Source organism: Mesorhizobium sp. M0587, from assembly GCF_040320945.1.
Lineage (GTDB): Bacteria > Pseudomonadota > Alphaproteobacteria > Rhizobiales > Rhizobiaceae > Mesorhizobium.
In genome coordinates this window covers 1-11,987 of sequence record NZ_JAMYQP010000056.1, presented here as the reverse complement: position 1 = coordinate 11,987, position 11,987 = coordinate 1, and the positions used below count along the sequence as shown (strand labels likewise).

The 11,987-nt window shown below is 62.3% G+C and carries 9 protein-coding genes; 5 read left to right on the top strand and 4 right to left on the bottom strand.

Going from position 1 to position 11,987, the window contains the following annotated elements; all coding sequences use genetic code 11:
• Positions 1-6: 6 nt before the first annotated feature.
• Both NKI49_RS30430 and NKI49_RS30425 read right to left on the bottom strand, forming a co-directional pair.
• Positions 7-747 carry an alanyl-tRNA editing protein gene (locus NKI49_RS30430; protein ID WP_352604453.1) on the bottom strand — a complete coding sequence of 247 codons (741 nt, stop codon included), beginning with the start codon at positions 745-747 and terminating at the stop codon, positions 7-9.
• Positions 747-1,781, bottom strand: a complete 1,035-nt coding sequence (locus NKI49_RS30425) for a cysteine synthase A (RefSeq protein WP_352604455.1) — start codon at positions 1,779-1,781, stop codon at positions 747-749. The genes NKI49_RS30430 and NKI49_RS30425 overlap by 1 nt, the downstream gene beginning before the upstream one ends.
• A gap of 224 nt (positions 1,782-2,005) precedes the next feature.
• On the opposite strand from NKI49_RS30425, the gene NKI49_RS30420 reads away from it, so the two are divergent.
• The gene (locus NKI49_RS30420; RefSeq protein ID WP_352604457.1) at positions 2,006-2,827 is read left to right on the top strand and encodes an SDR family oxidoreductase; all 822 of its coding nucleotides are present in this window, start codon (positions 2,006-2,008) and stop codon (positions 2,825-2,827) included.
• A 99-nt stretch (positions 2,828-2,926) separates the two neighbouring features.
• Positions 2,927-3,901, top strand: a complete 975-nt coding sequence (locus tag NKI49_RS30415) for an alpha/beta hydrolase (protein WP_352604459.1) — start codon at positions 2,927-2,929, stop codon at positions 3,899-3,901.
• Positions 3,902-4,006: 105 nt separating this feature from the next.
• Here the strand turns inward: NKI49_RS30415 and NKI49_RS30410 are convergent, their stop codons facing one another.
• On the bottom strand, positions 4,007-5,428 hold the full coding sequence (locus NKI49_RS30410; protein ID WP_027026987.1) for a DEAD/DEAH box helicase: 1,422 nt from the start codon (positions 5,426-5,428) through the stop codon (positions 4,007-4,009).
• A gap of 401 nt (positions 5,429-5,829) precedes the next feature.
• Between NKI49_RS30410 and NKI49_RS30405 the strand changes: the two genes are divergently transcribed.
• Entirely contained in the window at positions 5,830-7,362 is a 1,533-nt protein-coding gene (locus tag NKI49_RS30405; protein ID WP_352604461.1) for an acyl-CoA carboxylase subunit beta, read from the top strand.
• A gap of 18 nt (positions 7,363-7,380) precedes the next feature.
• Here NKI49_RS30405 and NKI49_RS30400 read toward each other — a convergent pair whose 3' ends face one another.
• On the bottom strand, positions 7,381-8,910 hold the full coding sequence (locus NKI49_RS30400) for an NAD(P)H-hydrate dehydratase (protein ID WP_352604463.1): 1,530 nt from the start codon (positions 8,908-8,910) through the stop codon (positions 7,381-7,383).
• A gap of 358 nt (positions 8,911-9,268) precedes the next feature.
• On the opposite strand from NKI49_RS30400, the gene NKI49_RS30395 reads away from it, so the two are divergent.
• Together NKI49_RS30395 and glnA are read left to right on the top strand one after the other, a co-directional pair.
• Positions 9,269-9,607 (top strand): P-II family nitrogen regulator, encoded by a 339-nt coding sequence (locus NKI49_RS30395; RefSeq protein WP_006205430.1) that lies wholly within the window; start codon positions 9,269-9,271, stop codon positions 9,605-9,607.
• Positions 9,608-9,667: 60 nt separating this feature from the next.
• Complete coding sequence (gene glnA / locus NKI49_RS30390; RefSeq protein ID WP_027026984.1) at positions 9,668-11,077, top strand: type I glutamate--ammonia ligase; 1,410 nt, start codon at positions 9,668-9,670, stop codon at positions 11,075-11,077.
• Positions 11,078-11,987 lie beyond the last annotated feature (910 nt).

Sequence of the window (11,987 nt, the reverse complement as noted above, 5' to 3'; positions counted from 1 at the left end):
TGCGCGTCAGATCGCCGGCATCGGGCCGAAGCGTATCCGGAAGCGCCTGTTTTCACGACCCTTCTTCTCGATCTTACCGATATGGATTTCCCCGATCTCGCCGGTGCTTCTGACATGCGTACCGCCGCAAGGCTGGCTGTCCACCGAAGCATTGTCGCCAATGCAGACCAGGCGGATGCTGCCTGTGCCGACCGGCGGCCGGACATTCTTGGACTTCACCAGGCCAGGATTGTCGGCCAGGTCCTCGTCGCTGATCAGTCTGGTGAAGATCGGGTGATCGGCTCGCACCAGATCCATCAGGCCAGCCGTCACCTCTTCCTTGCTGAAGCTGGCGTCGGGCATGTCGAAATCAACGCGGCTGTCGTCTTCGGAAACCGCCGCACCCGTGATCGGGAACGGGCAGACGACGGTCAGCAGGTGGCAAGCCGCATGCATGCGCATCAAAAGGTGCCGCCGCTCCCAGTCGATCGCCAGGCTCAGACGCTCACCTGGCTCGAGCGCGGCCTGCTCCGGCGCCGGCACATGGATGATCTCGTCCTTGGTTTCACCCGAGATGGTGGCGGCTATGGCGACGCGGCTGCCATCGGCACGTTCGAGATAGCCGGTATCGCCCGGTTGGCCGCCCGAGGTGGCGTAGAAGATCGTCCGGTCGAGGATAATGCCGCGGTCATTGATGGCGATCACCGCCGCGTTCGTCGTGCGCAGATAGGCGTCGTCGCGAAACAGCGATTGCGTTTTGTGCGCCATCACGCGACCTTTTCGAACGGCACCGAAATCCTGCTCTTCAGCTCCATCCAGCCTGGCACCGGCAGTTTCTTCTCACGCAGGAATTCCGGGTTGAACAGCTTCGACTGGTAGCGCGTGCCGTAGTCGCAAAGCATGGTCACGATGGTGTGGCCGGGGCCCAATTCACTGGCAAGCCGGATCGCCCCGGCGATGTTGATGCCGGTCGAGCCGCCGACGCACAGGCCTTCTTCCTGGATCAGGTCGAAGACGATCGGAAGCGCATCTTCATCCGGAATCTGGAACGAAAAATCCGGCGCGAAGCCATCGAGATTGGCGGTGATGCGACCCTGCCCAATGCCTTCGGTGATCGAGCTGCCCTCGGACTTCAATTCACCGCTGGTGTAGAAACTGTAGAGCGCGGCGCCGAGCGGGTCGGCGAGCGCGATCTTGACGTCCTTGCTCTTTGCCTTCAGCCCGTAAGCGACACCGGCGAGCGTGCCGCCGGAGCCGACAGCCGAGACAAAACCATCGACCTTGCCGCCGGTCTGGACCCAGATCTCCTGCGCCGTGGTGCGGATATGCCCGTCGCGGTTGGCGACATTGTCGAACTGGTTGGCCCAGATGGCGCCGTTCGGTTCGGTCTTGGCCATCTGCGCGGCCAGCCGTCCCGACAGTTTCACGTAGTTGTTCGGATTCTTGTAGGGCACGGCCGGCACTTCGATCAGCTCGGCGCCGAGCAGCCGGATCGTGTCCTTCTTTTCCTGGCTCTGCGTGTCCGGAATGACGATGACGGTGCGATAGCCGAGCGCCTTGGCAACCAGCGTCAGCCCAATGCCCGTGTTGCCGGCCGTTCCCTCGACGATGACCCCACCAGGCGCCAACAGGCCGCGCTGCTCGGCGTCGCGGATGATGAACAGGCCGGCGCGATCCTTGACCGACTGTCCCGGATTCATGAACTCGGCTTTGCCCAGAATCTCGCAGCCGGTTGCTTCGGATGCTTTGTTGAGGCGGATCAGAGGCGTGTTGCCGATCGCGTCGATCACAGAACGGGGCATTCAAGATTCCTTGTGTGCGTGCGGCGAAACCCTAGAAACCCGAAGCTTCGGTTTCAAGGCAAGAATTCGTCTGGTCCAGTCGCATTCCAGCACTGCGGTGCGTGGACGCCGGCGAAAACGGATCGATATCGCACGGTTCATTTGCACCCGCGGCCGAAAAGCACTCTTTTCATTCGATTTCTTCACCGCTAGAGCAGGACACCAACAACTCGACGGGGCGCAGCATGACACTTTACCGGGCCGACCCCAAGCACGGCGTCGCCTGGATCACGGGCGGCAGCAGCGGCATCGGCCGCTCGCTGGCCAGGGATCTTGCGTCCCAAGGCTATGCCGTGGCGGTGACGGCGCTCGACAACGACCCGATCGACACGCTTCTCGTCGAGACGGCCCAGATGCCGGGCAGCGTCACGGCCTTTCCCTGCGACGTCACCGACGAGCCGCGCATGGCAAGAACGGTCGCCGCTATCGAGAAGGAACTCGGCCCCATCGTGCTGGCTGTCTTCAATGCCGGAAATTACATCTCGACGCCGGGCGAAGCCCTCGTCGTCAACGACTTTCGCCGGTCTTTCGAGGTCAACTATTTCGGTATCATCAATGGGCTGGTGCCGGTCCTCGAGCACATGCGTGTCAGGGCGCGCGGCCATATCGTTCTGGTCGGCTCGGTCACCGCCTATTTCGGCTGGCCGACCACGGCCGCCTATGGCGGCACCAAGGCGGCGATCAACATCCTGGCCGAGTCGCTGAAATACGATTTCGACAAGATGAATGTGCGCATCCAGGTGATCAATCCGGGCTTCATCGACACGCCACTGACCGAAAAGAACATGCTGCCGATGCCTGGGCTGATGCCGGTCAGCCGGGCGACGCGCCGGATGGCGCGGGGCATCAAGTCCGGCGGCTTCGAGGTCACTTTCCCGTATCGGACGAGTTGGCCACTGAAACTGCTCAGCCTGCTGCCGAGGCCTTTATGCCGATCGGTGATCAGCATGATGACGAGCTGGAAGGCACGGCCGCTGAATTACGACCGCAAGCCGCCGAGCGAATAAACACAGTCCACTGGTTTGGCGGAAATCGGCGCGATGGCCGGGCGTTGCCTGCTTGCGGCCGCCATCATGGGTTGAGACATTCTTTGCGTGAGGTCTGCAATGGGGCGACGAATCGTGCTTGCTGTGCTGGGCCTCGTCGCCATCCTCGCACTGGTTTTCGTGCTTGGCCCTCGCGTTCCCGTCGATACAAATATCCGTTTCGACCCGTCCGTCATCGGTGACGATCCGCAGGCCTATGTGGCAAAGGTGGAGGCCGCCGTACCCGGCATCCGTGACGGGCTGGAGAAGGAGATCGTCTGGGCCAATCCGATGGTGCATGCCAGGACGCCGCTGTCGATCGTCTATGTCCACGGCTTCTCCGCGTCGAAGGGCGAGGTCAGGCCGTTGGCCGACGAGGTGGCCGACCAGCTCGACGCCAATCTCTTCTACACCCGCTTGACCGGCCACGGGCAGGACGGAGCGGCGATGACGCAAGCCAGCGTCAATGCCTGGATCAACGACTATGAGGAGGCGCTCGCCATCGGCCGGGCGATCGGGGACAAGGTGATCGTCATCTCGACCTCGACCGGCGGCTCGCTGGCGGCTTGGGCGGCAACGCAGCCAGGCGCGTCGGACGGGGTGGCGGCGATCGCATTCATCTCACCCAATTTCGGCGTCAAGGCCTCCGGCGCCGAGATCCTGACCATGCCATGGGGCAAACAGATCGCCGAACTCGTCGCCGGTAAGGAACGCAGCTACGTGCCGCGAAACGCGCTGCACGAGAAATTCTGGACCACCAAATATCCGATCGCCGCGACGCAGCCGATGCAGGCTCTGACCGAGCTCGCCTACGGCGCGCCAGTGGAGAAGGCTGACATCCCTGCACTGTTCATCTTTTCGGATTCGGACAAGGTGGTACGGCCCGACCGCATCCGTGAAATCGCCGGCCGTTGGGGCGCGCCGCACGAACTGGTGCCGGTCGACGACACCGGCGATCCCGACGATCATGTGATTGCCGGCGACGCCCTGTCACCGTCGACGACGGCCTTTCTGGTGCAAAGGATCGGCGTCTGGATCGAGGCCGTGGTCAAGTAAGCCCGGTATCAAACGCAAAGGGCGACCGCAGGATTGCTGCGGTCGCCCTTTGTTTGTCAGTCACAAGCCAAGGCCTCACGGCCGGGCCGATGCGCGCTATGAGACTTAAGCAGCGCGCGCCGCGGGGCGCTTGCCGCCGAAGCGGCGCTTGTTGTTGCCCTTGAAGGGCTTGGCGCCCTCCGGCTTGCGTTCGCCGGCGAAGGCCGGCTTGTCGCCGAAGCGCTTCTTACCGAAGCCGTTGCCCTTGTTCTCGCCACCGGGCCGCCTGCCGTCGCGACGGCCATTGCGGTCGTTGCGATCATTGGCCGGTTCGAAGCGCTCGTTCTTTTCAGCCGGATTGCGCTGCGGATCGGGGCTGCCGAGATGGTCGGCAACGATCGGCAGCTTGGTGCGGATGATGCGCTCGACCTGGCGCAGCTTGCTGTTTTCCGAAGGATCGCAAAGCGTGATGGCGATGCCGTCCATGCCGTTGCGGCCGGTGCGGCCGATGCGGTGGACATAGCTTTCGGCTTCGTCCGGCAGGTCGAAATTCACGACATGGCTGATGCCGGGAACGTCGATGCCGCGCGCTGCAATGTCGGTCGCGACCAGGATGCGCACCGATCCATCGCGAAAGTCGTTCAGCGCCTTCTGACGGGCGTTCTGCGACTTGTTGCCGTGGATGACGGCGGCCTTGAAGCCGTCGCGCTCAAGATCCTTGGTCACCCGGTCGGCACCATGCTTGGTGCGCGAAAAGATGATGACGGACTTCATCGCCTCGTCGGCGAGCATCGTCGACAGCACCTGGCGCTTCTGCTTGGTGCGGGCGAAAACGACGCCCTGCACGATCTCGACCGCTGCCGTGCTTTGCGGCGAGACCTCGACACGAACGGGGTTCTTCAAGAGGCCCTTGGCGAGTTCGGCGATCTCGTCCGGCATGGTGGCCGAAAACAGCGCCGTCTGGCGGTCGGGCGCGGTCGCCTTGGCGATGCGCTTGACGTCGTTGATGAAGCCCATGTCGAGCATGCGGTCGCCCTCGTCCAGCACCAGCCATTTGGTGTCGGAGAGAATGAGGTCGCCCTCACGCACCAGGTCGGTCAACCGGCCGGGGGTGGCAATCAGGATGTCGACCCCGGGAGCAACCTTCTTCACCTGGCTGAAACGCGAAACGCCGCCCAGCACGAGTGCCGTCGAAACATGTGCGCCCTTGGCGAGGATCTTGATGGTGTCCTCGATCTGCACGGCAAGTTCGCGTGTCGGCGCAAGAATGAGCGCGCGAGCCGTCTTGGCGCGCCGCTTGGTACCGAGCGCGATGATCTTCGACAGGATCGGCAGCGCGAAGGCCGCGGTCTTGCCGGAGCCGGTCTGTGCGATGCCGAATATGTCACGGCCTTCCAGCTGTGGCGGGATGGCCTGCATCTGGATCGGCTTCGGGTCGGTGAAACCGGCGGCATGGGTGGCCTTGAGCAGCGCACCCGTAATTCCCAGTGCCGCGAAACCGGAGAGTTCCCCAGTGTCCTTGCCGGGCAAAGTGTTTTCGTTGGTCAAAATATTTCTTCTTTCACGCGGCCTCTGGCCGCAAACATCAATGGCGGCAGGGCGCAACCTGCCGTCGGAAAACTGTTATGGAACGACAAGGCGGCGGACGGTTTCGTCCGCGCGGCTGCGCTGTCGTGCCCGCAGGCGTCATGCCACGGGGCTTTTTCGCCACCTTGCTAACCAATCGGTGCCGATCAGCAGGAAAGAGGGAAAACAGACGCAACCAGTCTCATTCATCGAGAAGGCCGGATTCGCTCCCGGCCCAAGCGCCTATGCCGTGCATATGGCTTAGTTCGCGCCGAAATGCAAGGGCGGCATGTTGCAGCGCAACAAATGCCACGACGTAAGCGGCGCTTGCGCTCGCTTACCGGCACGATTACCACGGATGCCGCTGGCCTGGGAGGTAACCGATGAAGGATGTACTCAAGGAACTCGAGCGCCGCCGCGAGATTGCCCGCATGGGCGGCGGACAGGCCCGCATCGATGCCCAGCACAAGAAGGGCAAACTCACCGCGCGCGAACGCATCGAGGTGTTTCTCGACGAAGGATCTTTCGAGGAGTTCGACATGTATGTCGAGCACCGCTCGACCGACTTCGGCATGGAGAAGACGAAGATCGCCGGCGATGGCGTCGTCACCGGCTGGGGTACCGTCAACGGCCGTCCGGTCTATCTCTTCGCCAAGGACTTTACCGTGTTCGGCGGTTCGCTCTCTGAGGCGCATGCCGAAAAAGTCATCAAGGTGCAGGAGATGGCGCTGCGCAACCGCGCGCCGATCATCGGCCTCTACGATGCCGGCGGAGCGCGCATCCAGGAGGGTGTGGCGGCGCTCGGCGGCTATGCCGAGATCTTTCAGCGCAATGTGCTCGCCTCCGGCGTCATTCCGCAGATTTCCGTGATCATGGGGCCTTGCGCCGGCGGCGACGTTTATTCGCCTGCGATGACCGACTTCATCTTCATGGTGCGGGACACATCCTACATGTTCGTCACCGGGCCGGATGTGGTGAAGACCGTCACCAATGAGACGGTGACAGCCGAGAGCCTCGGCGGCGCCTCCGTCCACACGACCAAATCCTCGATCGCCGACGGCGCCTATGACAATGACGTCGAGGCGCTTTTGCAGATGCGCCGGCTGGTCGATCTGCTGCCCGCCTCCAACACATCGGAGATCCCCGAGATCGAATGCTATCAGTCGGTCGCCGACCATGATTTGTCGCTCGACCGGCTGATCCCCGACAATGCCAACAAACCCTACGATATCAAGGAATTGATCATTAAAGTTGCCGACGAGGGCGACTTCTTCGAGATCCAGCAGAGTTTCGCCAAAAATATCGTCACCGGGTTCGGGCGCGTCGAGGGCCGCACGGTCGGCTTCGTCGCCAACCAGCCGATGGTGCTGGCCGGCGTGCTCGATTCGGACGCCAGCCGCAAGGCCGCGCGCTTCGTGCGCTTCTGCGACTGTTTCTCGATCCCGATCGTCACCTTCGTCGACGTCCCAGGCTTCCTGCCGGGGACGGCGCAGGAATATGGCGGGCTGATCAAACATGGCGCGAAGCTTCTGTTCGCCTATGCCGAGGCAACCGTGCCGAAGATCACCGTCATCACCAGAAAGGCCTATGGGGGCGCCTATGACGTGATGGCGTCGAAACATCTACGCGGCGACATGAACTATGCCTGGCCGACGGCGCAGATCGCCGTGATGGGCGCCAGGGGGGCGGTCGAGATCATCTATCGCAAGGACATCGGCGATGCCGAAAAAATCGCGGCTCATACAAAGGCTTACGAGGATCGCTTCCTGTCGCCTTTCGTCGCCGCGGAGCGCGGATACGTCGATGAGGTGATCATGCCGCACTCGACCCGACGCCGCATCGCCCGCGCGCTCCGGATGCTGCGCAACAAGGACATGCAGAACCCCTGGAAGAAGCACGACAACATTCCGCTGTGACCTGAACGTCGCGGCCGCTCAGCGCTGGCCGCGAGTCGCGACCAGATCAAGAAGAACCGGCACCAGCGCCAACGGCAGATCCTCTGCGATCAGCCCCGGCCCGAACCGGCTGCCCGCCTCGGCATGGATCCAGACCGCCGCGCAGGCGGCTTCGAACGCCGGCATGCCTTGCGCCAGCAGGCCGGCGATGATGCCGGACAGCACGTCGCCCGACCCGGCTGTGGCAAGCCACGGCATGCCGTTGGAATTGATCGCCGCGCGGCCATCGGGAGCGGCGATCACAGTATCCGCGCCCTTGTAGACGATGACGGCATTGGCAAGCGTGGCCGCGGCGCGGGCCTTGTCCAGTTTTGATGTGGTTTCATCCTCGGCGATGTCGGGAAACAGCCTGGCGAACTCGCCTTCGTGCGGCGTCATCACAAGGGCAGGCGCGTTCGGCTGGCGAGCGGCTTCGAACATGACGTCCGGTGCCTCGCGAAAGGATGTGATCGCGTCGGCGTCGAACACCAGACCGTCAACACCGGCAGAGGCGTCCTGTGGCTGACCACGGGCGAGCAGTGTCAGCGCGAAGGCCCGCGTTCTTTCACCGACACCAAAGCCGGGCCCAAGAACAAAGGCCGACGGCCGGCGCGCTCCGACAAACGCCTTTATGTCCTCGATATCGTCGGTCTTGCGCAGCATGATCGATGTGAGATGAGCGGCGTTGACTTGCATCGCGTTCGCGGGCGACAGCACTGTTACCGCCCCTGCCCCGCTCCTTGCCGCGGCAAGCGCCGACAGCCGCGCCGCGCCGGTGGCGCTCGGGCCGCCGGAAAAGACGCCGACATGGCCGCGCTTGTATTTGTGTGCATCGGTGGCCGGCATCGGAAAATCGGCCAGCCAGAGTGCGGGCGTGTTTCCGAACGCCCGAGGCTGAAGGCGTGCAATGATGTCCTCGCCAATGCCAATATCGGCAAGCACGATCTCGCCGCATCGTTCCCGACCAGGCAAAAGCAGATGGCCGGGTTTCTGGCGCGCAAACGTCACGGTGATGTCGGCGACAAATGCCTTTCCAAGCACCTTGCCGCTGTCTCCGGAGACCCCGGAAGGCAGATCGATCGCGACGACCGGCAAATGCAAGCTGGCCGCAAGGTCGACGGCTTTCGCGGCATCGCCCGACAGTGGCTTGGAGAGCCCTGCCCCGTAAAGCGCGTCGACCACCATCGACCCGGCCTCGGGATCGAACTTCGACAGCGGACGCGGTTCGATCGAACATTCCGCAGCTGCGAACGCCGCATCGCTTCCGGACCTCGGCGGGCCGGATGCCCAGAGGATGGTGTCGACGCCGCTATCGGCCAGGATGCGGGCGACGACATAGCCATCGCCGCCATTGTTGCCGGGCCCGCAAAGCACGTGGACCTGCTTTGCAGTGGGATAGCGCCTGAGAACCTCGGCCGCGACGGCTTCACCGGCGCGACGCATCAGACCGATGCCGTCGATTGCGCCGGCGGCAATTGTCAGCCGATCCGCCTCGCCCATCTCGGCGGAAGTAAGAAGTTCGTCGCTCATGGATTGCCGATCCGCATTCGATCAAGCATTGTCCAGTTTTCGGTTCGACGCAAACGGAGAGGAGTTGCCGCCGCAGGGTGCCGCCATGTCTGGAGGGACGCCGCAAGCGCAGAAGCGCCCGCAAAATGGGCGGTATGCCTATATTTTGTTCAGACGTAAGCGCAGGCGCTGTGTAGGCTCCAGCAGCCCATGACGCGCCTGATGCAGCGAATGACGCGAATTTGCATACCGGCGCGGCAGGGCTTTGAAATCGTATGAGACCGCTTCAAATCCATCTACTTGGCACAATTCGTGCTTGATGGAGGCGCAAGCGGGGGGTCAACAACCCGTTTTTTTGGCAGTGGAGGCCACTTTTTACATGAAAAAGATCGAAGCGATCATCAAGCCATTCAAGCTGGACGAAGTGAAGGAAGCGCTTCAGGAGGCCGGACTGCAAGGCATCACCGTCACCGAGGCCAAAGGTTTTGGTCGCCAGAAGGGGCATACCGAACTCTATCGCGGCGCCGAATATGTCGTTGATTTCCTGCCCAAGGTGAAGATAGAGGTCGTGCTTGGCGACGACGCGGTGGAAGGGGCGATCGAGGCCATCCGCAAGGCGGCCCAGACCGGCCGTATCGGCGACGGCAAGATCTTCGTTTCCAACATCGAGGAAGTCGTGCGCATCCGCACCGGCGAGACAGGTATGGACGCGGTCTGATCCGGCCGGCCCTCCTTCCGAAACGTCATCATCAAAAAAACCATCACAGGGATACACGACATGACGACAGCCAAAGACATCATGAAGCAGATCAAGGACAACGACGTGAAATTCGTCGACCTGCGCTTCACGGATCCGAAGGGCAAGCTGCAACACGTGACGATGGATGTCATCGAAGTCGAGGAAGACATGTTTGCCGACGGCGTCATGTTCGACGGCTCTTCGATTGCCGGCTGGAAAGCCATCAACGAGTCCGACATGGTGTTGATGCCCGATCCGGACACGGTCCACATGGACCCGTTCTTTGCGCAGTCGACCATGGTCATCCTGTGCGACATCCTCGATCCGGTTTCGGGCGAATCCTACAACCGCGATCCGCGCGGCACGGCCAAGAAGGCCGAGGCCTACATGAAGTCGGAAGGCATCGGCGACACCATCTATGTCGGTCCGGAAGCCGAGTTCTTCGTCTTCGACGATGTGAAGTACAAGGCTGATCCCTACAATACCGGCTTCAAGCTCGACTCCACGGAACTGCCGTCGAATGACGACACCGATTACGAAACCGGCAATCTCGGCCATCGCCCGCGCATCAAGGGCGGCTATTTCCCGGTGCCGCCGATCGATTCCGCGCAGGACATGCGCTCCGAAATGCTGACCGTGCTCGCCGAAATGGGCGTGCGCGTCGAAAAGCATCACCACGAGGTCGCCGCCGCCCAGCACGAACTCGGCATCAAGTTCGACACGCTGGTCCGCAACGCCGACAAGATGCTGATCTACAAGTATGTCGTGCACCAGGTGGCCAACGCCTATGGCAAGACGGCCACCTTCATGCCGAAGCCGATCTTCGGCGACAACGGCTCGGGCATGCACGTCCACCAGTCGATCTGGAAGGCCGGCAAGCCGACCTTTGCCGGAAATGAGTATGCCGGCCTGTCGGAAAGCTGCCTGTTCTATATCGGCGGCATCATCAAGCACGCCAAGGCGATCAACGCCTTCACCAACCCGCTGACCAACTCCTACAAGCGCCTGGTGCCGGGCTACGAAGCGCCGGTGCTGCTCGCCTATTCGGCACGCAATCGTTCGGCTTCCTGCCGCATTCCATTCGGCTCGTCGCCGAAATCCAAGCGTGTCGAGGTCCGCTTCCCAGATCCGGGCGCGAACCCTTACCTGGCCTTCGCCGCCATGCTGATGGCCGGCCTCGACGGCATCAAGAACAAGATCCATCCCGGCCAGCCGATGGACAAGGATCTCTACGACCTGCCGCCGAAGGAATTGAAGAAGATCCCGACCGTCTGCGGCTCGCTGCGTGAAGCGCTCCAGAGCTTGGACAAGGATCGCGGCTTCCTGAAAGCCGGCGGCGTCTTCGACGACGATCAGATCGATAGCTATATCGAGCTGAAGATGGCCGAAGTGATGCGCTTCGAAATGACCCCGCATCCGGTCGAGTACGATATGTACTACTCGGTTTAAGATCGTCTTCGCATCGCGGTTCAAAGCCCTCGAAGGATCCTCCTTCGAGGGCTTTTTGCCGTCTGTGAAACACCACACCGACCCGGTTGCATCCGGCCAGCCTGCATTTCGTGCCACTTGTTTGGCCTGCTTTGGCAAGCGTCAGACACGAGCGGCTGGTCGAGCGGCGACATTTATGCCGAGCGGAAAGGCACGGCTCAAGCGACCCGGTGAATGGCTTTTCGAGTGAAAAAATACGCCAGGAGCGAGCGGCACACCGCCTCAGGCTGCAATGCCCGCTCGTCCGGCGCCCCCGCCAATGCTGCTGTTCAGAAAACCCCCGCCCGCCGAACAGCACCCGCGATGACGTACCCCAAGGCCTCCGAATACGCATGACGCGGCCTCATCTGTCAACGCCCGCGGCCGGCTGTGCAAACCGCCGATTTCAGTGCATGAACAGCAGCTTATAAAAGCGCCCGCAAGCGCGAGAAACGGTCGAATCGGGCGGATTTGCGGGCTTTTTTGGTAGATGATGGTTCGCCGGGAGGGCTTCACGACAGCGATGCAAGACCCCGGATTGCCTCGCCCCGATGCTCGCGGCGGCGATCTTTTCCGCCTGACTTTTTTTGGGGGAATTCGCCATGTCAAAGGCACGACGAAAAAGACACCCCGACGGGCCGGGTACGCTCTGGTCGCTGAACAGCAGATGATCGGCCGCCGGCGGCAACCGTAGCCGGCCTCGCGCCCGCCAAGATGCCAGCGGCGCTGAAAGCACGCGGAGTGGTTGCCGGCTAAAGCCGAAACAACACGCCGTTTTCAATCGGGCAGTTCGCAATCGGGATAGGGGGGAACCTCGCGGTTCCTCCCCTCCCACACCACCTTGCATACGGGTCCGTACAGGGCGGTTCGGTTGGTTATGCGGCTTTGGCCG

What these genes read in the sequence shown, in the direction of transcription:
- NKI49_RS30400 (WP_352604463.1), bottom strand. Translation starts at nt 8,910, where the DNA reads ATGAGCGACGAACTTCTTACTTCCGCCGAGATGGGCGAGGCGGATCGG.
- glnA (WP_027026984.1), top strand. Translation starts at nt 9,668, where the DNA reads ATGACGACAGCCAAAGACATCATGAAGCAGATCAAGGACAACGACGTG.
- NKI49_RS30425 (WP_352604455.1), bottom strand. Translation starts at nt 1,781, where the DNA reads ATGCCCCGTTCTGTGATCGACGCGATCGGCAACACGCCTCTGATCCGC.
- NKI49_RS30395 (WP_006205430.1), top strand. Translation starts at nt 9,269, where the DNA reads ATGAAAAAGATCGAAGCGATCATCAAGCCATTCAAGCTGGACGAAGTG.
- NKI49_RS30420 (WP_352604457.1), top strand. Translation starts at nt 2,006, where the DNA reads ATGACACTTTACCGGGCCGACCCCAAGCACGGCGTCGCCTGGATCACG.
- NKI49_RS30405 (WP_352604461.1), top strand. Translation starts at nt 5,830, where the DNA reads ATGAAGGATGTACTCAAGGAACTCGAGCGCCGCCGCGAGATTGCCCGC.
- NKI49_RS30430 (WP_352604453.1), bottom strand. Translation starts at nt 747, where the DNA reads ATGGCGCACAAAACGCAATCGCTGTTTCGCGACGACGCCTATCTGCGC.
- NKI49_RS30415 (WP_352604459.1), top strand. Translation starts at nt 2,927, where the DNA reads ATGGGGCGACGAATCGTGCTTGCTGTGCTGGGCCTCGTCGCCATCCTC.